Source organism: Rhodobacter sp. (assembly GCA_020637515.1).
Classification (GTDB): domain Bacteria; phylum Pseudomonadota; class Alphaproteobacteria; order Rhodobacterales; family Rhodobacteraceae; genus Pararhodobacter.
In genome coordinates this window covers 1492073-1518268 of record JACKKG010000001.1, presented here as the reverse complement: position 1 = coordinate 1518268, position 26196 = coordinate 1492073, and the positions used below count along the sequence as shown (strand labels likewise).

Here is a 26196-nt window from a genome sequence, read left to right as displayed (position 1 = left end):
GCGTGGAGCCCTCGGGGCCGGCGCCGCTACGCTGTCACCTCGTGCACGATCGAACCCAGGTCGTCCGCGATCGCGTCGATGGCCGCCATGCCATCCACCCGCCGCAGCACGCCCTGCCCGTCGTAATAGGCGATCAGCGGTGCCGTGGACGCGTGGTAGGCCGTCAGCCTGGCCCCCACGGTCTCGGCATTGTCGTCGGCTCGGCGCTTGAACGCCGTCCCGTCGCATTTGTCGCAAGTTCCGGCCACGGCCGGTTGCTTGAAGTCGTCGTGATACCCCTCGCCGCAATCGGCGCAGGTGTAGCGGCCCGAAACCCGGGCGACCATCTGCGCGTCATCCACATCGAGCGAAATCGCCGCGTCGATGCGCAGGCCCTGATCGGCCAGCAGCGCGTCCAGCGCCCTGGCCTGGCCGGGCGTGCGCGGGAAACCGTCCAGGATCACGCCCCGGGCGGTATCGGGCGCGGCCATGCGGTCCTTGAGGATCGCAAGCACGATCTCGTCGGACACGAGGCCGCCGGCCTCCATCACCGACTTGGCCGCCAGGCCCGCCGGCGTTCCCGCAGCCACCGCCGCGCGCAGCAGGTCGCCAGTGGACAGCTGCACCAGGCCAAACCGCTCTTCCAGCATCCGGGCCTGGGTGCCCTTGCCCGCCCCCGGGGGGCCCAACAGGATCAGGACGGCCGCACGGGTCATCGTCTGCTCCATCCGATCAGGCCCGATTCATGCGGTTGGCGATCAGGTCTTCGACCACCGACGGATCGGCCAGCGTCGAGATATCGCCCAGCGCGCCATAGTCGTTCTCGGCGATCTTGCGCAGGATGCGGCGCATGATCTTGCCCGAGCGCGTCTTGGGCAGGCCGGGCGCCCACTGGATCAGGTCGGGGCTGGCAATCGGGCCGATTTCGGTGCGGACCCATTTCACCAGTTCCTTGCGCAGGTCCTCGGTGGGTTCGATGCCGTTCATCAGCGTGACATAGGCGTAGATGCCCTGCCCCTTGATCGCGTGCGGATACCCGACCACGGCGGCCTCGGCGACCTTTTCATGGGCGACCAGCGCGCTTTCGACCTCGGCCGTGCCCATCCGGTGGCCCGACACGTTGATGACATCATCGACGCGGCCGGTGATCCAGTAATAGCCATCGGCATCGCGCCGGCAGCCGTCGCCGGTGAAATAATAGCCTTTGTATTGCTGGAAATAGGTTTCCTGGAAGCGTTCATGATCGCCCCAGACGGTGCGCATCTGCCCGGGCCAGCTGTCGGCGATGCACAGCACGCCCTCGGCGGTGGTGTCCGACTGGACCGCGGCGGTGGTGGCATCCAGGATGACCGGCTTCACCCCGAAGAACGGCTTGGTCGCCGAGCCAGGCTTGGTCGGGATCGCGCCGGGCAGCGGCGTCAGCATATGGCCGCCGGTCTCGGTCTGCCAGAAGGTATCGACGATCGGGCGCGCACCCTTGCCGACATGGGTGTTGTACCAGTTCCAGGCCTCGGGGTTGATCGGCTCGCCGACCGAGCCCAGCACCTTCAGCGAGGACAGGTCGTATTTCTCGACCCATTCGGCACCCTGGCCCATCAACGCGCGGATCGCGGTCGGGGCGGTGTAGAACTGGTTGACCTTGTGCTTTTCGCACACCGCCCAGAAACGCCCGGCGTCGGGATAGGTCGGCACGCCCTCGAACATCAGGGTCGTCGCGCCGTTCGCCAGCGGGCCATAGATGATGTAGCTGTGGCCGGTGACCCAGCCCACGTCCGCGGTGCACCAGAAGACATCGCCTTCGTGATAGTCGAAGGTCATCTCGTGCGTCATCGCGGCATAGACCAGATAGCCACCGCTGGTGTGCACGACCCCCTTGGGCCGCCCGGTCGAACCCGAGGTATAGAGGACGAACAACGGGTCCTCGGCGTTCATTTCCGCATAAGGGCAATAGGGGCTGGCCGCAGCCATTTCCGCCTTGATGTCGATGTCGCGCCCGTCGATCCAGGTTGTCTGGTCGCCGGTATGCTTGACGACGAAGCACTTCACCTTTTCCGAGCAGTCGAACAACGCCTTGTCGGCGTTGGATTTCAGGGCCGTCTTGCGGCCGCCGCGCGGGGCGCTGTCGGCGGTGATGACGGCCTTGGCCTCGGAGTCGTTGATGCGATTGGCCAGCGCGTCGGGCGAGAAGCCGGCGAAGACCACCGAATGAATCGCGCCGATCCGCGCGCAGGCCAGCATGGCATAGGCGGCCTCGGGGATCATCGGCAGATACAGCACCACGCGGTCGCCTTTGCCGATGCCGTTCGCCTTGAGCACGTTCGCCATGCGGCTCACCTGCTCCAGCAGCTCAAGATAGGTGATGTGCCGCGCCTCATGCGCCGAGGGATCGTCGGGCTCGAAGATGATTGCGGTCTGGTTGGCGCGGGTCGCGATATGCCGGTCGATGCAATTCGCCGAGACGTTCAGCGTGCCGTCCTCGAACCACTTGATATCGACCTTGCCGAACTCGAACGAGGTGTTCTTGACCGTCGAGAACGGGCGGATCCAGTCGATGCGCTTGCCATGCTCGGCCCAGAAACCCTCGGGGTTGGAAACCGATTCGGCGTACATCGCCTCATAGGTCGCAGCGTCCACATGCGCCTTGGCCACAAAATCCGCCGACGCCGGGTAAACACCCGATTGCACCTGGTCCGACATTCACGCTCCTCCAGCATCCGGCACGCAAACCGTCGCCCCATACCGGGCACGGCGTTGCCGATCCTCCATCCGAGCGCCACTATACCGTATTGGTCAATTTTTAGGTAACTCTTTTTTTAATAACGAGTTTTTTGTAAATTTCTTGACGGATCAAAGTGGCAATCTGTAAATCATTGTCAGGCCTGCCACAATTCCGCCATGTTTTTCAGCCCCCTGTCCGTCGGCCGAAAGTCAATGCCGTGACGCCACGTCACCGCAGCCCTGACGCCCCGTGCGTCGCGCGCCGGATCCACGCCGGCCCCCAGGCGGCGGGGCCATCGCGCGGCGCGGCGATCACGCGTTTCACGCGAATCATCTCGCGAACGTGAACGAAACAAGGGCGGCGCCGTATGGCGCCGCCCTTCGTCCGCCGCTGCGGACGCGCTGCCGATCCGCCTGCCCGGCGGATCAGATCGGGTTGTCCACCCGGACCGTGACCACCGCGCGGCCGCGGGTCGCGCTGGGCCAGATCAGCCGCACGTCGTCGCTGTTCGCCCCTTGCTGCACGGTGACATAGGGGAACGAGGTGCGCACCAGACTTCCGCCATCGGTGGCCGCACCTTCGATGACCAGCGCGCTGACGGTGCGCGCCCACCCCGAGAACGGCAGCTTGCCGCCGGTCGCCACCGTCCAGGTCGCATTGGCCGAACCCTGATCGTGGCGCAGCACCAGCGGACTTTCGGTCTGACCCGGAATGCCGTTGTAGGTGTTGTTCTGCCAGATCACGTTGCGGAACCGCGAATAGTCGAGGTCGGCAAAACTGGTGTCCACGCCTTCCGGCCGCGCCGGTGCGGCGTTGACGGTGCGGAACACGTTGCCGGTGACGATCAGCCCCTGCACGTAGTGACCCGTTCCATACGGCTTGACCGACAGGAACCGGAAGCTCGAGATGACGTTCGACACCAGGAACACGTTGTTGGTGATGCTGAGACCGCCAAAGGTGAACTCGCCGCCCCAGTTCGGGGTCGCGTCATGCTCGTTCGTCAACTCGATGAAGCTGTTGTCCACATAATTGCCGGTGATCGTGGTGATGCTGTTCGGATAGGTCAGCACCAGGCCCGGCTGGCGCACGGCGTTCATCTCGTTGTCGCCGTGGTAGAAGTGGTTCCCCTCGATCAGGTGATAGGTCCCCGACATCACCGCGAACTTGCCGAACCGCTGGACCAGGTTGTTGCGCAGCTTCACGTCATTGGCGTTGACGTTGATCGCCACCGTCACCCGATCCTGGGATCGCACGGCGGATTCGCCCGACAGGAACAGGCAATTGTCGACCAGCATACCCTGGCAGCCGCGCCCGATCGAGGTGATCGCCTTGTCCTTGGGCCGGTTGAAGGTGCAGTTGCGCAGCGTGAAGATCGGCCCTTCGGTGGACAGGTTCAACGTGCTGCACAGGTTCTTGCACTGGAACTCGACGCTGTCGATCTCGAACCGCTCGAGCACGCCAAAGCCGGACATGTCCAGGACATACTGGAACCGCTCGAAGGTGTAGACTTGCGTGCCCGCGGCACCGTGCAATGGCTGGCTCAGTGTCAGCGTCTGCGCCGAGATGTTGCGCGCCTTGACATAGACCTCGCGGCCGACGCCGCTGCCCGAAACCCGCGAGCCGACCGGGATGTTGGCGACATTTGCGACCCCGGTCAGAAACGCCGGCTGGCTGGTCGAATAGGTCGCCTGCGAGGTGACGGTGACGGTGTTCCAGGCGTTGGTATCGTTGGCTTCGATCAGCCCGTTCTTCAGCACCCGGCGGATGGCGTAATAGGTCAGCCCGGTGGTCGCCGCCAGGTCGATGGGCGCATCCAGGACGATGCGCCGCCCGCCCAGGTCGAATGTGTCATGGTCGGTATACCAGAACAGCGCCTGCAACCCCTTGCGCAGCGCCAATCCCTCGGAGCCGAAGGCCGCGGCATAGCTGGGATAGTCGAAGTTCTTGGTCAGTTGCAGCCGGGCGGCATCGGGCATCGTCAGCGTGCCCTGAAAGCGGACCGGGGCCTCGACCGTCAGCGTCTGGCCGATGTAGAACACGCCCTGCGACACCAGGATGGAACGCCCGGTGGCCACGGCATCGGCGGCGGCGGCAACAAAGGCGTCATAATCATCCGTCACACCGTTGCCGAGGGCGCCATAATCGCGGACATCGACCCAGTCCATCATGTCCCGCAGCCAGAAGCCGGTGACGTCCTCGATGGTCAGGTCGTCGATACGCACCACGCCGCCGTTGGGGCCGGTCAGATCCAGACCCAGATAGCCATGGTGGACGCCGGGCCAGGCCATGTCCACGCCGGTGCGCGCGGCGGTGGCGATGATCGCGCTGACTTCGACCGTTTCACCATATGCGGTCAGCGGCACGGCCGGTCCGGTGACGGTGATGCCCGGCACCGCCGCCCCGCCCGCATAGGCCGCAAAACCCGCGATCCGCACCGTCGGCAAAGCGCCGGACATGGCCTTGACCCGCGCGGTCACACGCAGATAGCACCCGTTCAGGATCGGCGTGCTGCCCATCCAGCGCAGTTTCTGCGTGGCGGCGGTCTTCAGCAGTTCCAGGCAGCCCTCGAAATCCGGGTCCGAGGGCACGAAGGCCGCGTTGGCCGCACCGTCATAAGTCGGTGCGCCGGGCGTGCCGTCGCCACTGGACCAGACGTTCAGCCCGTCGGCAAAGGGCGGAGGCATCAGGATCAGCCCCTCGGTCACTGCCTTGTTCATGTCAGACCCCTGTGTTGAGACGCATCGGTAAGGCCGCGCGTTTGCCGGCCTTGCGGTCACAGGGGGTAGCAAGACGGATTTAAGGGGGCTTGAGGCCAGCGCGCGTTGCGCCGCCTCAGTCCAGCGCCCAACGAAAGGCGCGCGCCAGTTCACCGGCGCCGTTTTCGGGATACCAGCGGCCATGCGCCAGAACGATGCGCTCGGGGTTCCAGGCCTGCATCCGTTGAACCGACCGGCGCAAGGCGGCGCGCCCCTTGCGAAAGCTCATGCGCATGTCGATGGGCGCCTTGCCGTCGGGATCCAGGTTGCCGGCCACCATCAACAGCGGCACCATCCAGGGCGCCACCGCGCGCCGTTCGAAATTCTCGATCAAGTCGGTCAGGATCAGGCTGCGGCTGGGACGGTGACAGAACGCGATCTCGCGGTGCAGGTCGCTGCCGGCGATCAGCAGATGGTCGATCGCCTCGCCCCACTCGGGCCCTGTATGCGGCAGCACCCGGTCGATCCGCAGCGCCAGATTGCGCGAGGTCGCGCGCGCGGCCACGCCGGGCGCGGCCCAGGTCACGGCCTCGGGCATCAGCGCCTGCCAGGCGGGCAGATGGGCATAGTGGATCCAGTTGGGGGCGATCAGATGGCGCACCGGCCCCAACGCAGCCAGGGCTGCCAGCAGCCCGGGATCGGGGGCGATCGGGGAATGCAGCCACAACCCGCCTTCCGGCAGCCGAACGACGGTCATTCGCGTCGGAAACGGCAACCCGTAGAACCGGATCGCGGGACCGTCCACCACCCACAGATCGGCAGCGACCGGCTTCAGGGTGTTGAGCGGCTCATACCCCGTCATCGTCTTCGGTGGGCGCGACCAAGCCGCGAAATCCCATCGCCACGACGTATTTCTCGGACGAATCCGACCGCGAGGCCGGGGGCTTGACGTTGTGCACCTTGGCAAAGCGTTGTTTCAGCAGCTGTTGCAATTCGCCCTCGGCACCGCCCGCCAGAACCTTGGCCACGAAGGCGCCGCCCGGCGCCAGCACGTCAAACGCGAACCAGGCGGCGTGTTCGCACAGCGCCATGATCCGCAAATGGTCCGTCTGCTTGTGCCCGGACGAGGCCGCCGCCATGTCCGACATGACCACATCGGCCTGGCCGCCCATCCAGGTCTTGACCTGCGCGTCGGCGCCGTCCGCCATGAAATCCAGCACATGGACCTCGGCCCCGGCCAGCGGCTCGACCTCTTGCAGGTCCACGCCCAGGACGGTGCCCTTGCGTTTGCCCGATTTTGCACCCAGCGCGTTCACCCGGTCCACGGCGACCTGCAACCAGCCGCCGGGGGCGCAGCCCAGGTCCACCACCCGGGCGCCCGGCACCAGAAAACGGAACTTGTCGTCCAGCTCGACGATCTTGAACGCCGCCCGGCCGCGAAATCCCTCACGGCGCGCGCGTGCCACATACGGGTCGTTCAACTGCCGTTCCAGCCAGCGGGTCGAGCTGAGCTTGCGGCCCTTGGCGGTCTTTACCTTGACCTTCAGGTCGCGCTGTCCGCGCCCCGAGGTGTTCTTTCCCGGCGGGTTTGCCATCCGTCCGTCTTCCTTCACATTCCGTCGAGAACGCCGTCGCGGCTCATCTGCGCATAGAGCAACCCCTCGCGCAGGCCACGGTCGGCGACCGACATGACATCCGTGGGCCAGACCCGCATCAAGGCCTGCAAGATCGCCGCGCCCGACATGATGAGCCCGTGACGCTCGCGCCCGATCCTGGGATCGGTGCGCCGCCCCTCGGGACCCAGCGCCAGATAATCGTGAATGACCTTGTCGATCTGCGCCGAGGTCATCGTCAACCCGTCCACCTTGTTGCGGTCATACCGCTTGAGCCCCAGATAGGACGCCGCGACCGTCGTTACCGTGCCCGAGGTGCCGATGATCTGGAACCCCTCGCGCGGCGCCGGGTTCTCATAGGGCGAGAAGCTGTGCAACTGTTCTTCGAAATGCCAGCTCATCAGGGCAAAGCGGGCGGCGTCGTCCTCGACATCGGTGAACTGCTCGCGCAGGGTCGCGACGCCCAGCGGGACGCTGATCCAGTCCACCACCCGCGACTGCCCCGGTCGCGGCATCGCGGTGCCGACCGCCGCCAGCCCCAGCTTGACGGTCAGGATCGACGCGCGCCGTTCTTCGGGCGGAACCTCGGACAAGTCCAGCCACACCAGTTCTGTCGATCCCCCGCCGATGTCGATGACCAGCAATTGCTCGGTCTCGGGCGCCACCAGGGGCGCGCACGAGATGACCGCCAGGCGCGCCTCTTCCTCGGCCGGAATGATTTCCAGCCTGAGCCCGGTCTCGCGCTGGATCTTGCGGATGAATTCCGCCGAATTGCGGGCGCGGCGACAGGCCTCGGTTGCGACCAGACGCATCCGCAGGACCGCATGGTCGTCCAGCTTGCGCCGGCAGATGCGCAACGCCTGCACGGTGCGCGCCATGGGCCCGTGCCCCAGACGGCCGGTGCTTTCCAGTCCGGTTCCCAGTTCCACCGCGCGCGAGAAACTGTCGATGACTTCAAATTGCGCGCCCTTGGGGCGCGCAATCAACATGCGGCAGGAATTCGTGCCCAGATCGAGGGCAGCATAAAGGCCCCCGTCCGAGGGCATAGTCTGGCGCTTCGGCTCTGGTCCGCCCGGAGTCCGCCCTTGACGGGGCGGCCTCGACGATTTCGGATGCGCCGCCGCGCCTGCGGGACGCTCGGGCGTCATGGCCGCCCTCCATTTCGTGTTGCAATTACCCTAGTCCGCCCCCCGGCGCCGCGCAAGATTGAAACCGGGGGCGCGATGGCCGGCGCCAGGGACCACACGGTCCCGCGGGGTCGTCGCCCTGCGGTTCGGCTCATGTCCTTGGTGAAGTTTTTTCGCCTTAGTCCCGGTGGCCCCCGCCCCGCCGGACCTGCTATGACACCGGGGTCGCATCCCGGCGCGCGCAGGTCGAAATCGTCACCACGCGCGACCGGAAAACCGGCGAGGAAACGGGAACCAACCGCACGAGGCCCCCCATGTCAGATGCTACCCTTCAGCCCGTCACCATCGTCTACTGGCGCGACATCCCCGCGCAGGTCATCGTCGGCAAGGGGCGCAGGGGCGCCAAAGTCCAGTTGCCCGAACGCTTCGAGCAGGCCATCGACCGCTGCGCGATGAAGGTGGGCGCGCGCGACACCGATTCCTACCTGTCCGAATGGCGCAAAGCCGACCCCTACAATGTCGCTGGCGAACAGGAACAGGTCGCCCGCGCCGAGGCCGCCCGCCTGGAAGCGGACTACGACGCAGACAGGATCAAGGCGCTGATCGCCAATGACGGCTGGGACGCGCGTGGGTAACCTCTGGGAGGCTCTGATGGCTCTGTTCCCCTTTGGCCGCAAGGCCGCCGCGACCGCAACCGGATCTGAGGCCCTGACGGCCTTCCTCGCCGGTTATTCCATCGAAGTGATGCCGCGCACCGCCGAAAAGGTGGCGGGTTTCCGCACCCTTCTGCCCGCCGGAACGCGCGTCTACATCGCCCATATCGAGGGCACGCCGATCGAGGAAATGGTCGCCACCGCCGCGCGCCTGCGCAACGAAGGCTACGAGCCGATGCCGCACTTCCCGGCGCGGATCATCGCCGACAAGGCCATGCTGACCGACTGGGTCGCCCGCTACAAGGGCGAGGCCGGCGTCAAGCAAGGGCTGATCCTGGCCGGCAACCCGCAAAAGCAACTGGGCGCCTTCGATTCGTCGATGCAACTGCTGGAATCCGGTGCGTTCGACGGGTTCGAACGACTGCATGTCGCCGGCCACCCCGAAGGCAACAAGGACATCGATCCCGACGGCTCGGACCGGATGGTGATGGAAGCGGCGCGCTGGAAACAGGCGTTCAGCGAGCGCACCGACGCCCGGATGGCGATGGCCACGCAGTTCTGCTTTGAGGCGGGCCCCGTCATCGACTGGGTGAACGGCCTGAAGGAGGCCGGCGTTGACCTGCCGGTGCACATCGGCGTCGCCGGCCCGGCCAAGCTGCAAACCCTCATCAAATTCGCGATCGCCTGCGGTGTCGGCCCGTCGCTGAAGGTGCTGCAAAAACGCGCGATGGACGTGTCCAAGCTGCTGCTGCCCTATGAGCCCGACGACTTCCTGCTGGCGCTGGCCGAGCACAAGGCGGCGAACCCCGATTTCGGCATCGAATCGGTGCACTTCTTCCCGCTGGGCGGCATCAAGACCAACGCCGAATGGACCCACCGTCACGGCCAGCAGCCCGCGCAGGCCGCCTGAAATCATGCCGACGACTCGCCGCGCCCTCTTTACCGAAATCCCGGAAAGCCGCGAAGCTGTTTCCCGGGATTTCAGGCCTGGGAACGTTCGCGATGGGTCGTTGGCTTGCGTCCTGCGCGCTTGCGATTGGCGCGCCGGGCGCGGTTTCCGCGCGGGGAACCCATGTCCTGAACGGGTCCTCGGCCTGTCATCAGATCCGGGGACCGGCGCGCTGATCGATCGGGCCCAAGGCCTCGGCCCCCGGACAGACCTTCGTTCCCATGCAGAGCGTGCCCGGCACTATGGTGCGTTTCCCGATTCGCCCGGCATGGATCGACGCCCCCGACACCCTGTATCCGCTGTTCCACCCTCAGGGTGGCGGCGACGTCGAAACCACCTGCCAACGCATCGGCTGACACCCTCCGGGGTCGGCCTGCCCTCTCTCCCTCGCGCCTCGGGGGTGGGTCTTGTGCCTGCCTTCCGGTGCGGCTGACCCCAAAAGGACCCCACATGACCAGAACCGTCCTCGAATCCGCCACCAAGACCGTCGTCATCGGTTTTGACGAACCGTTTTGCGTGATCGGCGAGCGCATCAACCCCACCGGCCGCAAGAAACTGGCCGCCGAGCTGGAAGCGGGCGATTTCTCGACCGTGGAAAAGGACGCGCTCGAACAGGTTCTGTGCGGCGCGACGGTGCTCGACGTGAACTCGGGCGCGGTCTTCACCAACAAGATGGCCCAGGACCCGCGCTACGCCGACAACAACTTTGTCGAACCGCCGCTGATGAAGGCCCTGATCGAGCGCATCCAGGCGATCACCGATGTGCCGCTGTGCATCGACAGTTCTGTCCCCGGCGCGCTCGAGGCCGGCCTCCAGGCGGCCAACGGTCGCCCGCTGCTGAACTCGGTCACCGGCGAGGAAGAGCGCATGGAGCTGGTGCTGCCGCTGGTCAAGAAATACAACGTGCCGGTCGTCGCGATCTCGAACGACGACACCGGCATTTCCCCCGATCCCGATGTCCGCTTCGAAGTGGCCAGGAAGATCGTCCAGCGCGCCGCCGACTTCGGCATTCCCGCGCATGACATCGTCGTGGACCCCCTGGTGATGCCCGTGGGGGCGATGGCGACCGCCGGACAGCAGGTCTTTGCGCTGGTGCGCCGCCTGCGCGACGAGCTGGGGGTGAACACCACCTGCGGAGCCTCGAACATCTCGTTCGGGCTGCCGAACCGTCACGGGATCAACGCGGCCTTCCTGCCGATGGCGATCGGCGCGGGGATGACCTCGGCCATCATGAACCCGGTGCGCGCGCAGGAAATGGAAGCGATCCGCGCGGCCAACCTCTTGATGAACCACGACGCCAACGGTGGCGAGTGGATCCGCCTGGCCAAGGTTCTGGAAGCGATGAACGAAGGCGCGAGCTTCGCCGAAGCCTCGGCCGCCGCCGCCGCCGCGTCGTCGGGCCGCCGGGGGGGGCGTCGCGGCCGCGGCTGAGCCGGCATCGCCACGCATCACACGGGCCAGGGAAACCCCTGGCCCGTTTTCATTTGCGCGGACCAGGCGGAATTCATGGCGCAAATGATCGAATATTCCGGCAACCCAAGGGTCATTCATCGTTGAATGCGCCAATCCGCGCGGCCTAGGCTTGGCCAAGCCCAAAGGATACCGCCGCCATGCCCCACCCTGCCTTTGCCGCATTTCGCGACGCCCTGCCCTCGCCCGAGACGATCCGCGCCGGGATCATCGGCGACGGCATTCCCGTGCCCGGCCCCTTTGGGCCCCACCCGCTGGTCTATGCCGATTACGTCGCCTCGGGGCGCGCCTTGATGCAGGTCGAGGATTTCATGCGCGACCAGGTGCTGCCCTGGTATGCCAACACACACACCGAAACCTCGCATTGTGGTGCCGTCACCACGGCGCTGCGCGAGGCCGCCCGCGCCGAGATTGCCCTGGGCACCGGCGCAACCGCCGAACACGCGGTGATTTTTGCCGGTTCGGGCGCGACGGCAGGGCTGAACCGGCTGGTGCACCTGCTGGGCGTGGATCAGGCGGTGGCGCGGGGCACGCGGCCGGTGGTGATCCTGGGCCCCTATGAGCATCACTCGAACCTGCTGCCCTGGCGCGAATCCGGCGCCGAGGTGATCGAACTGACCGAGTCCCCCACCGGCGGCCCCGATCTGCACCACCTGCGCCAGATTCTGGACCAGACCGAGGGGCGCGCGCTGCGCATCGGCGCGTTTTCGGCCGCGTCGAACGTGACCGGCATCCTGACCGACACCGTCGCGGTGACGCGGATGCTGCGGGCGCGCGGCGTGCTTTGCGTCTGGGACTATGCCTGCGCCGCGCCCTATACCGCCATCGACATGGCGCCCGGAACCGATCACGCCAAGGATGCGGTGGTCTTTTCCGCGCACAAGTTCCTGGGCGGGCCGGGTGCGTCCGGCGTTCTGGTCCTGCGCCGCGACGCGATCCGCGCCACCACCCCCAGCCAGCCGGGCGGCGGCACGGTGCGCTTCGTTTCGCCTTGGGGGCAGGACTATGCCCAGGACCCCGTCGCGCGCGAGGAAGCGGGCACGCCGAACATCCTGGGCGACATCCGCGCGGGGCTGGCGATGGCGGTGAAACGCGCGGCCGGACAGGCCTTTCTGGACCGCCGCCACGCCGAATTGACCGCCCGCGCGCGCGTCGCCTGGGCCGCGAACCCGGCGATCGAGGTGCTGGGCCTGCCCGGCGCCGACCGGCTGCCGATCTTCTCGCTGCGGATCCGCGATCCGCGCGGCGGCTGGTTGCACCCGCATCTGGTGACGCGGATGCTGTCCGACGGCTGGGGCATTCAGGCACGCGGCGGCTGCGCCTGCGCCGGGCCCTATGGGCACCGGCTGATGGGGATCGACCGCGCGCGCTCGGACCAGTTGCGCGGCGCCATCCTGGCGGGCGACGAGACGGTGAAACCAGGCTGGACGCGGCTCAACCTGTCGGCCTTCCTGACCGAGGCCAAGACCGATTTCCTGATCGGCGCCGTGGACAGCCTGGCGCGCGCGCCCTATCCCTTGGCCGATGCCTACGGGATCGACCCCGCGACCGCGCATGTCGTGCTGAAGGCCGATCACGCCGCCTGAAGGAGACAGGATGAAGCCGCTCGATTCGCTGGACCGCGCGATCCTGCGCGCCCTGCAACGCGACGCATCGCTGTCGCAGCGTGCGCTGGCCGAGGCCGTGGGCCTGTCGCAAACCGCCTGCGCGCGACGACTGGCGGCGCTGCAAGAGGCCGGGGTGCTGACAGGGTCGGGCGTGCGGCTGAACCCCGGCAAGGTGGGGCTGGGCCTGACGGTCTTTGTCATGGTCCGCACCCGGCACCATTCGCGCGACTGGCTGGCCGAGTTCCGCCGCGTGGTTCTGGCGATCCCGAATGTGATCGACTTCTACCGCATCGCCGGCGATTACGATTATCTGCTGAAGATCGTGGCCGAGGACATGAACGCCTTCGACGCGGTCTATCAGCGCCTGATCGAGCGGATCGAACTGGATACCGTGACCTCGTTCATCACCATGGAGGCCATCGCCGATCAGCGCGGCCTGCCCGTCTAGTGGAAATCGCGGCTGGGGAACAGCCGCTTGGCCTGTTCGCGCGGATGGCGCGCGCGGGGGGGCGTGCGCGGCCGGCGGGGGGCGTCGTCGGCCTGCGGCTCGGTGATGCCCACGGCGTCGTCCAGCGGGTGGCCCAGCTCTGACAGCCGGTGCGACAGGTCCTCGATCCCCTCGGCGATCAGATGGACGACGATCCCCTCGCGTTCGAGCCGCCCGGTCACACGCAGCAACCGCCCGCCCATGACGCTGCGACGAAAGCGGTCGTAGACCCTGGGCCAGACGACGACGTTGGACACGCCCGTCTCATCCTCGAGCGTGAGAAACACCACGCCCGAGGCCGTCCCGGGCCGCTGCCGGGTGATGACCAGCCCGCAGACGCTGATGCGCCCGGCCGGCACCACGGGCAACTGGTCATGCGGCGTCAGCCCGGGCAGCCCGGGGCGCAGCAGTTCCATCGGATGCGCGCGCAGGGTCAGGCGCAGGGCGATGTAGTCTTCGACCACCTCTTCGCCCAGATGCATCGGCGGCAGGGTCACCGACGGCTCGCGCAGCCCCTCGCCATCCAGCGGGTTCGCGAACAGCGGCAGGGGCGCGGGGGCACGGATCGCCCGCACCTGCCACAGCGCATCGCGCCGGCCCAGCCCCTGCCCGGCAAAGGCGTCGGCCTCGGCCAGGCGTTCCAGCACGGCAGGCGTGATCCCCGCGCGCAACCACAGGCTTTCGGGATCGGGATAGCCGTTGCCCCGCGCGGCGACGATCCAGGCCGCGTCGTCCTCGCGGAAGCCCTTGATCTGGCGGAACCCCAGCCGCAGTGCCAGCCGCCCGTCGGCGCGCCGCTCCAGCGTGTTGTCCCAGGCGCTGGTGTTGACGCAGACCGGCCGCACCTCGGCCCCGTGTTCGCGCAGGTCGCGGACGATCTGCGCCGGGGCATAGAAGCCCATCGGCTGCGAATTCAGCAGCGCGCAGGCAAACACCGCCGGATGATGGCATTTCAGCCACGAGGACACATAGGTCAGCATGGCAAAGGCGGCGGCGTGGCTTTCGGGAAAGCCGTAATCCGCGAACCCTTCGATCTGGCCAAAGCACTGTTCGGCCACCGCCTGCGAATACCCGTTGCGCAGCATCCCCTGGATGAAGCGGTCGCGGTGCTGGCCGATGGTGCCCATGCGCCGGAACGAGGCCAGCGAGCGGCGCAGCTGATCGGCCTCTTCGGCGGTATAGCCCGCGCCGACGACCGCGATCTGCATCGCCTGTTCCTGGAACAGCGGCACGCCCAGCGTTTTTTCGGTGACTTTGGCCAGCGCCGGGCCAAAGGGTTCGGGCGCCTCCAGCCCCTGGCGGCGGCGGACAAAGGGCTTGACCATGCCGCCCTGGATGGGGCCCGGGCGGACGATCGCCACCTCGATCACCAGATCGTAGAAGGTCGCGGGTTTCATCCGGGGCAGAAAGTTCATCTGCGCGCGGCTTTCCACCTGGAACACCCCGACGGCATCGGCGCGTTGCAGCATCGCATAGGTCGCCGGGTCCTCTTGCGGGACGGTGGCCAGCGTGTGGCGGATCCCCTCGTGGTCGCGCAGCAGTTCGAAGCTCTTGCGCAGGCAGGTCAGCATCCCCAGGCTGAGGATATCGACCTTGAGGATACCCAGCGCGTCGATGTCGTCCTTGTCCCATTCGATGACGGTGCGGTCCTCCATCGCCGCGTTCTCGATCGGGCACAGCTCATCGAGCCGGCCCTTGGTGATGATGAAACCGCCCACATGCTGCGACAGATGGCGCGGAAAGCCGATGATCTCGTGGATCAGACGGATCGTCTGCGCCAGCCGCCGGTCGCCGGGATCGAGCCCCAGTTCGCGCATCCTCTCGGGATCGGCGCCGGCGTTCGACATCCCCCAGATCTGCCCCGACAGCCCCGCCGTCACGTCCTGGCTGAGGCCCATCACCTTGCCCACCTCGCGGATCGCCGCACGCGAGCGGAAATGGATCACCGTCGCGCACAGGCCCGCGCGATGTCGGCCGTATCGTTCATAGATCCACTGGATCACCTCCTCGCGGCGTTCGTGTTCGAAATCGACGTCGATATCCGGCGGCTCGCCCCGGTAACGCGAGAGGAACCGCTCGAACACCATGCCGATCATGTCGGGCGACACATCGGTGATGCCCAACAGGTAGCACAGGATCGAATTCGCCGCCGAACCGCGCCCCTGACACAGGATGCCACGCCTGCGGGCCTCGGCCACGATGTCGTGCACGGTCAGGAAATAGGCCGGGAAATCCAGTTCGGCGACCAGCGCCAGTTCCTTGTCCAGCAGCTCGAATACCCGCGGCGGCGCGCCTTGCGGATAGCGCCGGTCGATGCCCGCGCGCGCCAGCCGTTCCAGCCGCTGTTGCGGGGTTTCGCCGCCCTCGGCGATCTCGTCGGGGTATTCGTAACTCAGTTCCGACAGATCGAAGGCGATGCGCGCGGCGATGTCCAGCGTACGCCGCAGGGCCGCCGGATGGTGCCGGTAAAGCCGGGCCATGTCGCCCGCGCCCTTCAGGCGGCGCTCGGCGTTGGGCAGGGCACGGGTGCCGATCCGGTCGATGGTGACCCCCTCGCGCAGGCAGGTCAGCACGTCGGCCAGTTGCCGGCGCTGCGCGCGGTGCATCAGCACGTCCCCCACCGCGACCATCGGCGCCGAGGCCCTGAGCGCCAGCGCCGCGCAGGTGTCGAACCAGCCCTGATCCGAGCCGTCATACCGCGGCGCGGCGCCCAGGAAGACCGCGCCAGGATAGCGCCGCTGAAGCCGCTGGATCGGCGCCAGCGCGGTATCCGGGTCGGCGGCCGGCGGCAGGGCGATCAGGATCAGGCCCGCAGCGCCCGCTTCGAGGTCGGCCAGATCCAGATGGCATTCCGCCTTGCCCGCGCGCCGTTTGCCCAGCGTCAGCAGGCGCGCCAGCCGGTGATAGGCGTCGCGGTCCGTGGGCAGGGCCAGCCATTCGACGGGGCAGTCGCGCAACACCAGCCGCGCCCCGACGATCAGCCGGGGCAACCCGGTTGCCCCCTCTTTCGCCAGCGATTTCAGCGCGCTATAGGCCCGCACCACACCCGCCAGCGTGTTGCGATCGGTCAGCGCCAACGCAGACAGGCCCAATTCGGCCGCCCGTTTCATCAGCTCCTCAGGATGCGAGGCGCCGGTCAGGAAGGTAAAGTTCGACGTGACGCAGAGTTCCGCATAGCTCATGCGAATTCCCCCTGCACGAACCAGCCCGGGTTCTGCGGCGTGTGGAACAGCCACAACCGCCGGCCCTGCCGCGTCTCGACCCGCCAGTAATCGCGCACGCCGGACCGCCAGGCGTCATCGTCCAGCCACCATTCGGGCGCGATGCGTTCCGGCCCCGTGGCGCGGCCGGTGATGAAGGACACCCGCCGCCAGCGGAAGCGTTCGGGCGGCGTGTTGCCCGAGGCCCCGATGGCCTCGGGCGGGAACAGACGCAGCGGGCGGGGGTTGGAACTGGCCCAGCCGCCTTCGGCCGTGCTGTAGGCGGCGGGCGCGAGGGAAAAGGCGCGCTCGGGGATATGGCTGTCGGCGGGCAGGAACCGCTGCACGTTCTCCAGCCCGATACGGGTGCCGATGCGCGTCATCAGATCCTCGATCCGGCCGGGGGCCTGCCCGGTCGCGCCGGTGCCGATCTGCTGCACGGGCAGCGGTTCGACCTGCACCGCCTCGATGCGGATCTGGTCGATGCCGAAGCCCGCGTCCACCTCGGCCACGCCACGGTCGAACAGGGGCAGGATGCGCGCGGCCTCGCGCATGGGCGCCGCCAGCCGCAATTCGATCTGCTGGCTGCCCTGATCGACCCGCCTGAGCGTCAGCACAAGTCGCCGCGCCCCGGCCTCGTGCGCCCTGAGCCTGTCGCACAGCGGGACCAGCAGGCGCTCGGTCGCGGCCATCACGTCATGGACCAGGCCGATCGGTTCGGGAAAGGTCATGCGCAAACCGAAATGCGGTGGCTCGGCCCCGGGGCTCAGGGGCTCGGAAACGCGGCCCAGTGCCTGATCCAGCCTGAGCAGGACCTCGGGGCCGAACCGGCGCGCCAGCGGGGCGCGGGGCGTGGCATCCAGATCCCCGATGCGGCGCAGGCCCAGCCGTTGCAGCCCGGTGACTGTCCCCTCGTCCAGCCGCAGCGCCGCCACCGGCAGCGTGTCCAGGGGGGTATCCGCCCCCCCGTGATGTGCCTGCGCCCAGGCCGCGCCCCGGGTGCCCGCCTGGCCCAGCCGCAGGTCCAGCCCTGCCCGGGCGGCCCGGGCGCGCATGTCGTCGAGCATGGCCCCGATCCCGCCCCACAGATGCGTGGCGCCGGTCACGTCCAGCACCAGCCCGTCGCCCCCGTCGATCCCGACCCAGGGGCAATAGCGCGTGGCCCAGCGGCGCAGCGCGGCCAGAAACCGCGCGTCCAGATCGGGCCGTGCCGGGTGGCTGATCAGGTCGGGGCAAAAGGCCCGCGCATCGGCATAGCTCATGCCCCGATGCAGGCCCTGGGCCTCGGCCGCGCGATTCAGGTCGTACAGGCGCTGGGTATTGGCCTGGGTCAGCGTCAGCGCAAAGGGGCCGTCAACCGGACGCGCCCTGAGAACCCGGTCGCTCGGCAACCGGGGGAACCACATGCAAACCACCTGTTTCCGGGGTCCATCGAACATTCCAGGCCCTAAGTGTTCCCTCTTTGTTCTTGATAATCTCCCACCGCATCAGAGTCGAGTCCACCGCCCCCGTCGCATCGAACAGCGCCGCAGCCCGCCAGCGCGTTTCCGCCGCGTTCGAGCCCATCCCCTCGGGGATCAGGCACAGGCCGGTGGTTCCCCCCGCGCGCGCCGCCAGTTGCAGCCGCCGCCCCTCGCGCAGATCCAGGGGGGCCGAGATCTCGATCGCGACAAAGGGCGCCGCGCCATCCTTGAGCGCCTCTTCAGCCACGGCGAGGCTGTCGGTCTGCGTGCCGGTGCGCACCGTCAGCACCCGTTCGGGCGCCAGCAGCGGGGCCAGGCCCACCGGGTTCAGCCCCTCGGTCCGGTGCGATTCGACCACCCACAGCACCGGCCCCTCGCCCGAGGCCGCCGCCAGCGCGCAGAACGCTGCCGCGCCCGGGCCGCAGACCTCGTGCACGCGGGTCTTGCGCAGGGGAAAACAGCCAGAGAGGGCGGGATCGGTCCACATGGGACAAATCTAGAACATCCGCACGGCGAATCCAACGGGCAGCGCCGCCGATGGCACCATCAGGGTCAGGTCCGCCAGCGCCCGTCGCCCCGCGCCAGATCGAGCAGGTAGCGCCCATAGTCGTTCTTGGCCAATGGCGCGGCGATCCGTTCCAGTTGCTCGACGGAAATCCATCCGTTCTGAAAGGCGATTTCCTCGGGGCAGCCGGTTTGCAGACCCTGCCGGGCCTGAAGCGTGCGCACGAAATTGCCCGCGTCCAGCAGGCTGCCATGCGTTCCGGTATCGAGCCAGGCGTAGCCCCGCCCCATGCGCTGGACATCCAGCAACCCGTCATCGAGGTACCCTTGCAGCAGATCGACGATCTCGACCTCGCCGCGCGGCGAAGGGACGATGCGTTCGGCGCGCTCGGACGCCGAGGCATCGACGAAATAAAGCCCCGTCACGGCATAGCGCGAGGGCGGCGCCACGGGTTTCTCGACGATCGAGGTCACGCGACCGTCGGTGTCGAAGCCGACAACCCCATAGCGTTCCGGATCGGACACCCGATAGCCGAACACCGTCGCCCCCGAGGGCCGAGCATCGGCCTGTGCCAACAGTTCCGGCAGGCCATGACCGAAGAAGATGTTGTCCCCCAGCACCAGCACCGAGGGCGCCCCATCCAGGAAATCGCGCGCCAGGATGAAGGCCTGCGCCAGCCCGTCAGGCGAGGGTTGCACGATGTAGGTGAAGCTCAGCCCCCATTGCGCACCGTCGCCAAGCGCGCGGCGGAACTGCTCTTGATCGTGCGGGGTGGTGATGATCGCGATCTCGCGCACACCGGCCAGCATCAGCACGCTGAGCGGGTAATAGATCATCGGCTTGTCATAGATCGGCATCAGCTGTTTCGACACGCCCAGCGTTATCGGATACAACCGGGTGCCCGATCCGCCGGCCAGGATGATGCCCTTGCGTTTGGGGGGCTGGGTCATGTCGTCGCTCCGAGTTCGGTCAGCACCTCGGTCAGGGCGGCCCGCCAATCGGGTCGCGCCAGACCGACGCGCGCAAGATCCGGGCACGCCAGCCGGCTGTTGGCCGGGCGCTGTGCCGGGGTGGGATAGTCCGCAGTCGCGATGCCGGTCACCCGGCAGTCGAGCCCGGCCTGCGCCATGATTGCCCGGGCGAAACCGGCCCAACTGACATCGGGCGCCCCGGCGAAATGATAGGTGCCCGACACCGCGGGGTCCTCTTGCAGGTGCGTGGCCAGGGTCAGGCAAGCCCGCGCGATGGCCATCGCCGGGGTCGGCCCGCCGATCTGATCCTCGACGACACGCAGTTCCGCGCGTTCGCGGCCCAGGCGCAGCATCGTCTTGACGAAATTCTGCCCCTGCGCCGAGAACACCCAACTGGTGCGCAGGATGGCATGAACCGCCCCCGAGTCACGCACCCCCTGCTCGCCCGCCAGTTTCGACCGGCCATAGGCATTGAGCGGCGCCACCGGATCGTCGGGCAGAAAGGGTGCCGTGCCGTGCCCGTCAAAGACGTAGTCGGTCGAAATCTGGACCAGCGGGATACCCAGGTCCGCGCAGGCGCGCGCCATCGCAGCCGGGGCCGCGCCGTTGACGACGGTGGCGGCGGTTTCCTCGGTTTCGGCGCGGTCCACGGCGGTCCAGGCGGCGGCGTTGATGACGGCGCCGGGGCGCGCGGCATGGATGGCGGCGGCACAGGCGGCGGGGTCGGCCAGATCGGCCTCGGCCCGGCCCAGGGCCAGCGCCTGCGGCGCCAGCCGCGTCAGCGCCTGTGCCACCTGTCCCGTCTTTCCGAAAATGAGCAGCGGCATTGGGTCCTCGTTGTCCTGCCTTGCATGACAGGCGAAAGCGGCATTCGCGTGACCGGGCGGCGGCAAGCCCGTGTCCCTGACCAGCCCGGCGGGCCGCGATCAGCCCTTGCCCAGGCGCTGTCCGACCCCCTGACGGGCCTGCAACGGGCGCCACCAGGCCTCGTTGTCGAGATACCAGCGCACGGTGCGCCTGAGCCCCTCGTCCAGCGTCACCGAGGGACGCCAACCCAGTTCGGCGCGGATTCGGCTGGGGTCGATGGCATAGCGAGCGTCGTGGCCGGGCCGGTCGGTCACAAAGGTGATCTGCGCGCCATAGGGGCGCGGCGCGGGGCGCAGTTCATCGAGAATCGCGCAGATCGTCCGCACCAGATCGATATTGCGGGCCTCGTTCTCGCCGCCGATGTTGTAGGACCGCCCCACGGCGCCCTTTTGCAGCACCAGCAGCAGCGCCTCGGCATGATCCTCGACATAAAGCCAGTCGCGCACGTTCTCGCCGGCGCCGTAAACCGGGATCGGCAGCCCCGCGAGGGCATTCAGGATCACCACGGGGATCAGCTTTTCGGGGAAATGGAAGGGCCCGTAGTTGTTCGAACAATTGGTCAGGACGACCGGCAGGCCATAGGTCTCGTGCCAGGCGCGCACCAGATGGTCCGAGGCCGCCTTGGACGCCGAATAGGGGCTGCGCGGATCGTAGGGCGTGGTTTCGGTGAACTTGCCGGTGGCGCCCAGGCTGCCGAACACCTCATCGGTCGAAATGTGGTGAAAGCGGAATTCCCCGGGGCGGCCCCGGCCCTGCCAATAGGCGCGCACCGCTTCGAGCAGGGTATACGTCCCCTCGACATTGGTGCGGATGAAGGCGCCGGGCCCATCGATCGAGCGATCGACATGGCTTTCGGCGGCCAGATGCATCACCGCGTCGGGCCGGTGCTGTGCCAGAACCCGCGCGACACCAGGCGCATCGCAGATATCCACCTGCTCGAACGCATAGAGCGGACTGTCGGCCACGCTGGCCACGTTGTCCAGGCACGCCGCATAGGTCAGCACATCGAGATTGACCACCGCGTGGCCCGCCGCAACGGCCTGCCGCACCACCGCCGAGCCGATGAACCCCGCGCCGCCTGTGATCAGGATCTTCATGCATCCCCCCAGACGAAGGGCGAGGTCCAGTCGGAAAACGCGGGCGCCTGCGCATCCTTGCCGGACAGAACGGCCGCGGACAGGTCCATCCCCCAGTCGATGCCGACGGACGCGAAATGCACTGCGCCGTCGCAATCCGGCGCATAGTGATCGGTCACCTTGTAGACGATCTCGGTCGCGGGTTCGAGTGTGACGAACCCGTGCAGGAACCCGGCCGGAATCCAGAGTTGGCGGCCGTTCTCGGCGCTCAATTCCTCGGTCAGCCAATGGCCATAGGTCGGGGACCCCCGGCGCGCATCGACCGCGACATCCAGAAGCCGCCCACGCCCGCAGCGCACCAGCTTGCCCTGCGCGTGAGGCGGCGCCTGATAATGCAGGCCCCGGACAGTGCCGAGGGCCGCGCTGAAGGAGTGGTTGTCCTGAACGAACGCGGGCAGGACAAGCCCGGCGTCGGCCAGCGTCTTGAGGTTCCAGCTTTCGCTGAACCAGCCGCGCGCATCCCCGAACCGGCGCGGGGTCAGCCTGAGAACACCCGGCAGCGCGGTGGCTTCAACCTGCATGACGTTCTCCCGCACCCGAATGACCCGCGAACCCCCGGCGCGGATTTCCGGGGCGGCCCCCCGGCAGGCCCATGGCGCGCGGGTGCCAGGCCCTTGAAAACCGGCAAGCATTCGGGATCGTGATTAGCGTTTCGGCGCGCAAAGTTCAACTCGGTTTCCCCGGCGCCCAGTGCGCCGCACCCCGCGCCGTGGATCAGTCGGCGCCGAAAAGATCGCGGGTGAACACCTTGTCCGCCACATCGGACAGATCGGCGGACAGCCGGTTCGCAAGGATCACATCGGCGGTCTGCTTGAACCGGGCCAGGTCGCGTTCGACCGGCGCGTTCAGGAAGCGATCGCCCGCGTAACGGGGTTCGAACACCGTAACCGGGATGCCCCGGGCCTTGATCCGCTCCATCACACCCAGGATGGAACTGTCGCGAAAATTGTCGGACCCGGCCTTCATCACCAGCCGGTAGACCCCGACATGGCGCGGATTCAGCGCCAGAACCTGCTCGGCAAGATAGTCCTTGCGGGTCGCGTTCGCCTCGACCACCGCGCGGATCAGGCTTTGCGGAACGGTTTCGTAATTCGCCAGCAACTGCCGCGTGTCCTTTGGCAGGCAGTAGCCGCCATAGCCGAAAGACGGGTTGTTGTAATACTGCCCGATGCGCGGGTCGAGACTGACACCGTCGATGATTTGCCGGCTGTCGAGCGCCTGCGCCATGGCGTAACTGTCGAGTTCGTTGAAAAAGGCCACCCTCAGCGCAAGGTAGGTATTCGCGAACAACTTGATCGCCTCGGCCTCGCGCGGGCCGGTCAGCAGGACGGGGACGTCGGGGTCCTGCGCGGCCTCGCGCAGAAGCTCGGCAAAGGCCCGCCCCGCGGCCGAGGTCGATCCGACCACGATCCGCGAGGGATGGAGGTTGTCGTGCAGCGCCCGCCCCTCGCGCAGGAACTCGGGCGAGAACAGGATCCTGTCGGTGCCCAGCGCCGCGTTCAGACTGTCCGTATAGCCCACCGGGATCGTCGATTTGATGACGATCGCGGCCCCGGGCGCCAGCGTCAGCGCGGCGCGGGCGGTGTCCTCGACCGTGCGGGTGTCGAACTTGTTCGTATCGGCATCGTAAGAGGTCGGCGTCGCGATCACCACGAAATCCGCGCCGCGCATCGCCCGGGCCCGGTCGGTGGTCGCTTCAAGCGTCAGATCGCCGCCGGTCAGGGCCGCCGAGATATCGGGGTCCACCACGGGCGAGCGGCGCGCGTTCAAGGCCCGCACCCGCGCACCATCGACATCCAGCGCCACGACCGGATGCCGCCTGGCCAGCAGGACGGCCATCGACAGGCCGACATACCCGATCCCGACAACGCAGATTTTCATCGTCCCTCCCATGGGGTTGCGGCCCCGCACACGCCGGGTTCGTGCCCTGATTATCCGCCCGCGGCGAACGGGTCCACCCACCCGGGCGCCGCTGTTGCACGCCCCCCGCCGCTTGCGTGCGCCGCGTTGGACATTTCTTTGCAGTAAGCCGGGATTCTCCGCCTCAACCAACCAGCGGAGTTTGTCACATGTCGTTCTGGTCAGCGAACCTGAAGTTGCCCTACATGGCCGCGGCGCAAGCCCAGAAGCACGTTACCCACAACGAGGCGCTCGAACGACTGGATTCGATTGTTCAACTGACCGTCACGGCCTTTGACGCGACCACCCCGCCGTTGTCCGCGACCGACGGCGAGGTCTGGGCACTGGGCTACGGCGCGGTCAACGACTGGGCGGGGCACGACCTGGACCTGGCAGTCTGGTCGAACGGCGGCTGGCTGTTCGTCACCCCGCATGTCGGCTGGCGCGCGGCACTGGGCACCGACCTGCGCGTGTTCGACGGCAGCGGCTGGGTGTCGCCAGACCTGCCCGACCTGCAAAACCTGCCGGGCCTGGGCGTCGGCACCAGCTACGACACGGTCAACAAGCTGGCCGTCCAGTCCGAGGCCAGCCTGTTCACCCATCAGGGCGCCGGCCATCAGATCAAGGTCAACAAGAACGCGGCCGGTGACACGGCCTCTTTGCTGTTCCAGACGGGCTGGTCGGGCCGCGCCGAGATGGGCACCCAGGGCAGCGACGCCTTCGGCATCAAGGTCAGCGCCGACGGCACGGCGTGGCACACCGCGCTGGCGTTCGACCCGGCCACGGCGCTGCCCCAGGGCGAGGCCGTCTGCGCATCGCCGATCGACGCCACCGCGGGCCGCCTGTTGACCGTCGGCGGCTTCGGTCTGGGTGGCCCTCTCGCCGCGACCCCGACCGCCGACAACCCGAACAGCATCGCGGCGTCGGGGTTCTATCAGGTGTCGGGCTCGGCGCTCATGCCCTCGACCGGGGGGTTCTGCCTGCAACATCTGCGGCGCAGCGCCTCGCAACAGACGCAGATCGCCTGGCCGGATGCGGCGCCCGGGCTGAGCTACCAGCGCTATCACGACGGCACCACCTGGTCGGGATGGCAACAGTTCAATTCCACGCTCGGGCCCGTCGCGCAAAGCGGCGGCGTGCCGACCGGGGCAATCATCGAGCGCGGCAGCAACGCCAATGGCGAATACGTCCGCTTTGCCGACGGCACGCAGATCTGCCAATTCCGCCAGGTCGGGGTTGCGATCACCACGGCCTCGGTCGGGGGGCTGTATCGCAGCGCCGCCATCGCCTGGACCTTTCCCGCGGCCTTTGTGCTGGGCAGCATCAACGGCGCGACAATTCACGCCCGGATCACGAACAACGCCGGTCTGAGCGTGAACGTCCCCTATGGCGGGCGCACCACGCAAGCCACCGGGGCCCTCGCCTATGCGATCAACAGCGTCGCCGACACCGAGATCTTCTGGCTCGCCACGGGCCGCTGGTTCTGAAGGAGGACAGGATGCGTATTACCCTATCGCCCATCCGCATGGACGACACGCTGCTGCTGGCGCGGCAGGGCGACACCCTGACGCTGAACGGCGAGGCGCTGGATCTGTCCGGCGTGCCCGAGGGCGCGACGCTACCGCAGGACGCGGTCGATTGCTCCTGGCTGGCCTCGGACATCCGTCGCATCGACGGCACGCTGCATCTGACGCTGCTGATGCCCTACGCCGGCACCGCGTCCCCCGACGCGCTGTTCCCCGATCCGATCGAGGTTCTTGCCGACGGGCCCATCCCCCTGCCCACCGACACCAGCGAGGTGCTGCAATGATCTCTGTCGATCTGTCCCGCCTGATCACGGCACAGGACCGCGCCGCCGAGGCCGAGGCCGACCGCCGCGACGCCGAACGGATCCAGGCCCGCGCGTTCCTGGCGCGCACCGATTGGTATGTCACCCGCCTGACCGAAACCGGCACGCCGGTCCCGCCCGACGTCAGCGCCGAACGCGAGGCCGCGCGGCGGGTCCTGGATCAATCGGCGGGCTGATCCGCTGGCGCACGCCGGTGCGGGCCATGGCGCGGTCGCGCGCCATGGCCGCCGGTGCGCCGTTCGTTCATTTCAGATGCGAAAGCTTCTTTGACAGGATCTCCGCGACGGTCTCCTCGGCGACGCTGACGCCAAGAAAATCGAACAGCGGCAAGACGCCGTCATACCCTTCGGCGAACTGGCTGTAATCGAACATCATGCATCGGTCGGCGTGTTCCAGCTGAAAGGATTCGAACCGGGCATTGGCGTCCTGCAACCGTTTTTCGACCGCGGAATAGGCCATGTCGCGCCACCAGCCGGAATTGGCCACCTGGGCGATGTCGCGGGTCAGGAAGATGATCTTGCTGTTGGGGAAGAATTCCAGCAGGCAGGTCAAGTTGGCCTCGAAGGCGCTGCCGACCTCATGGAACGAGATCTCCTTCAATCCCAGAAAGGTCACCTCGTCCGGAGGCAGGAGCACCGCGCGCACATAGGCGTCCAGCGCCAGCTTGGCATAGAGCACCGGATCGACCGATTCCGAGCCATACCAGGGATCATCGACCGTCCCCATGATTTGCTGCCAGTGCGCCGAGCGTTCCTCGAACGGTTTCGCGGCCTCGGCGCGGCGCACCGAAAAATTCGATTCATGCTGGATGATCGAGATCGCGCGCAGCACCGGCGACAGGCTGTTGCCCCGCTCGCCGCGAATGCAGGCGCCTTCGATGGCGTTGAGCACCTTCATCAGCAGAGTGGACCCCGAACGCCCATAGGTGGCTATGAAGACATAGCCCTTGGACGGACGGTACAGGTCCGGATAGGTCTGCCGGTCAAAAATCGACACATCCATTACG

General features: G+C 67.5%; 23 protein-coding genes. 8 read left to right on the top strand and 15 right to left on the bottom strand.

The window, feature by feature from the left end; all coding sequences use genetic code 11:
• Positions 1 to 26 precede the first annotated feature (26 nt).
• The 6 genes from H6900_07330 to H6900_07305 form a co-directional block, all read right to left on the bottom strand.
• Positions 27 to 707, bottom strand: a complete 681-nt coding sequence (locus H6900_07330) for an adenylate kinase (protein ID MCC0073086.1) — start codon at positions 705 to 707, stop codon at positions 27 to 29.
• 4 nt (positions 708 to 711) lie between these two features.
• Positions 712 to 2676: an acetate--CoA ligase gene (gene acs / locus H6900_07325; GenBank protein ID MCC0073085.1), complete on the bottom strand. Its 1965-nt coding sequence runs from the start codon at positions 2674 to 2676 to the stop codon at positions 712 to 714.
• A 447-nt stretch (positions 2677 to 3123) separates the two neighbouring features.
• The gene (locus H6900_07320) at positions 3124 to 5415 is read right to left on the bottom strand and encodes a right-handed parallel beta-helix repeat-containing protein (GenBank protein ID MCC0073084.1); all 2292 of its coding nucleotides are present in this window, start codon (positions 5413 to 5415) and stop codon (positions 3124 to 3126) included.
• Between the two features lie 115 nt (positions 5416 to 5530).
• Positions 5531 to 6256, bottom strand: coding sequence for a DUF4336 domain-containing protein (locus tag H6900_07315; GenBank protein ID MCC0073083.1), 726 nt, complete (start codon positions 6254 to 6256; stop codon positions 5531 to 5533).
• A complete protein-coding gene (locus tag H6900_07310; protein MCC0073082.1) occupies positions 6243 to 6989 on the bottom strand; it encodes an RlmE family RNA methyltransferase in 747 nt (248 codons plus the stop codon). The genes H6900_07315 and H6900_07310 overlap by 14 nt, the downstream gene beginning before the upstream one ends.
• Before the next feature lie 14 nt (positions 6990 to 7003).
• Positions 7004 to 8155 carry a Ppx/GppA family phosphatase gene (locus tag H6900_07305; protein ID MCC0073081.1) on the bottom strand — a complete coding sequence of 384 codons (1152 nt, stop codon included), beginning with the start codon at positions 8153 to 8155 and terminating at the stop codon, positions 7004 to 7006.
• 293 nt (positions 8156 to 8448) lie between these two features.
• Here H6900_07305 and H6900_07300 point away from each other — a divergent pair, with 293 nt between their 5' ends.
• From H6900_07300 to H6900_07280, 5 genes are all read left to right on the top strand, one after another.
• Positions 8449 to 8769, top strand: coding sequence for a virulence factor (locus H6900_07300; protein MCC0073080.1), 321 nt, complete (start codon positions 8449 to 8451; stop codon positions 8767 to 8769).
• A gap of 16 nt (positions 8770 to 8785) precedes the next feature.
• The gene (locus H6900_07295) at positions 8786 to 9697 is read left to right on the top strand and encodes a methylenetetrahydrofolate reductase (protein MCC0073079.1); all 912 of its coding nucleotides are present in this window, start codon (positions 8786 to 8788) and stop codon (positions 9695 to 9697) included.
• 489 nt (positions 9698 to 10186) lie between these two features.
• Complete coding sequence (locus H6900_07290; GenBank protein MCC0073078.1) at positions 10187 to 11167, top strand: methyltetrahydrofolate cobalamin methyltransferase; 981 nt, start codon at positions 10187 to 10189, stop codon at positions 11165 to 11167.
• Positions 11168 to 11346: 179 nt separating this feature from the next.
• Complete coding sequence (locus H6900_07285; GenBank protein MCC0073077.1) at positions 11347 to 12792, top strand: aminotransferase class V-fold PLP-dependent enzyme; 1446 nt, start codon at positions 11347 to 11349, stop codon at positions 12790 to 12792.
• Positions 12793 to 12802: 10 nt separating this feature from the next.
• Positions 12803 to 13261: an Lrp/AsnC family transcriptional regulator gene (locus H6900_07280; GenBank protein MCC0073076.1), complete on the top strand. Its 459-nt coding sequence runs from the start codon at positions 12803 to 12805 to the stop codon at positions 13259 to 13261.
• Here H6900_07280 and H6900_07275 read toward each other — a convergent pair.
• The 8 genes from H6900_07275 to H6900_07240 all read right to left on the bottom strand — a co-directional run bounded on the left by H6900_07275 (position 13258) and on the right by H6900_07240 (position 23323).
• Positions 13258 to 16482: an error-prone DNA polymerase gene (locus tag H6900_07275; GenBank protein ID MCC0073075.1), complete on the bottom strand. Its 3225-nt coding sequence runs from the start codon at positions 16480 to 16482 to the stop codon at positions 13258 to 13260. The two genes, H6900_07280 and H6900_07275, sit on opposite strands and share 4 nt — an antisense overlap.
• On the bottom strand, positions 16479 to 17939 hold the full coding sequence (locus H6900_07270) for a DNA polymerase Y family protein (protein MCC0073074.1): 1461 nt from the start codon (positions 17937 to 17939) through the stop codon (positions 16479 to 16481). The genes H6900_07275 and H6900_07270 overlap by 4 nt, the downstream gene beginning before the upstream one ends.
• Positions 17854 to 18450 carry a hypothetical protein gene (locus H6900_07265; protein MCC0073073.1) on the bottom strand — a complete coding sequence of 199 codons (597 nt, stop codon included), beginning with the start codon at positions 18448 to 18450 and terminating at the stop codon, positions 17854 to 17856. Before H6900_07265 ends, H6900_07270 begins: the two co-directional genes overlap by 86 nt.
• Positions 18451 to 18515: 65 nt before the next feature.
• The gene (gene rfbA / locus H6900_07260; protein ID MCC0073072.1) at positions 18516 to 19418 is read right to left on the bottom strand and encodes a glucose-1-phosphate thymidylyltransferase RfbA; all 903 of its coding nucleotides are present in this window, start codon (positions 19416 to 19418) and stop codon (positions 18516 to 18518) included.
• Positions 19415 to 20266 (bottom strand): dTDP-4-dehydrorhamnose reductase, encoded by an 852-nt coding sequence (rfbD, locus tag H6900_07255; protein MCC0073071.1) that lies wholly within the window; start codon positions 20264 to 20266, stop codon positions 19415 to 19417. The genes rfbA and rfbD overlap by 4 nt, the downstream gene beginning before the upstream one ends.
• A 99-nt stretch (positions 20267 to 20365) precedes the next feature.
• Positions 20366 to 21403 carry a dTDP-glucose 4,6-dehydratase gene (gene rfbB, locus H6900_07250; GenBank protein ID MCC0073070.1) on the bottom strand — a complete coding sequence of 346 codons (1038 nt, stop codon included), beginning with the start codon at positions 21401 to 21403 and terminating at the stop codon, positions 20366 to 20368.
• On the bottom strand, positions 21400 to 21963 hold the full coding sequence (gene rfbC, locus H6900_07245; protein MCC0073069.1) for a dTDP-4-dehydrorhamnose 3,5-epimerase: 564 nt from the start codon (positions 21961 to 21963) through the stop codon (positions 21400 to 21402). Before rfbC ends, rfbB begins: the two co-directional genes overlap by 4 nt.
• A 193-nt stretch (positions 21964 to 22156) precedes the next feature.
• On the bottom strand, positions 22157 to 23323 hold the full coding sequence (locus tag H6900_07240) for a nucleotide sugar dehydrogenase (protein ID MCC0073068.1): 1167 nt from the start codon (positions 23321 to 23323) through the stop codon (positions 22157 to 22159).
• Between the two features lie 188 nt (positions 23324 to 23511).
• Between H6900_07240 and H6900_07235 the strand changes: the two genes are divergently transcribed.
• From H6900_07235 to H6900_07225, 3 genes are read left to right on the top strand one after another with little or no spacing between them, the layout of a single operon-like run.
• Positions 23512 to 24828 (top strand): DUF2793 domain-containing protein, encoded by a 1317-nt coding sequence (locus H6900_07235; GenBank protein ID MCC0073067.1) that lies wholly within the window; start codon positions 23512 to 23514, stop codon positions 24826 to 24828.
• A gap of 11 nt (positions 24829 to 24839) precedes the next feature.
• Entirely contained in the window at positions 24840 to 25151 is a 312-nt protein-coding gene (locus H6900_07230) for a hypothetical protein (GenBank protein MCC0073066.1), read from the top strand.
• Positions 25148 to 25366 carry a hypothetical protein gene (locus tag H6900_07225; protein MCC0073065.1) on the top strand — a complete coding sequence of 73 codons (219 nt, stop codon included), beginning with the start codon at positions 25148 to 25150 and terminating at the stop codon, positions 25364 to 25366. Before H6900_07230 ends, H6900_07225 begins: the two co-directional genes overlap by 4 nt.
• Before the next feature lie 67 nt (positions 25367 to 25433).
• On the opposite strand, the gene H6900_07220 is transcribed toward H6900_07225, so the two are convergent.
• Positions 25434 to 26192 (bottom strand): sulfotransferase, encoded by a 759-nt coding sequence (locus H6900_07220; protein ID MCC0073064.1) that lies wholly within the window; start codon positions 26190 to 26192, stop codon positions 25434 to 25436.
• Positions 26193 to 26196 lie beyond the last annotated feature (4 nt).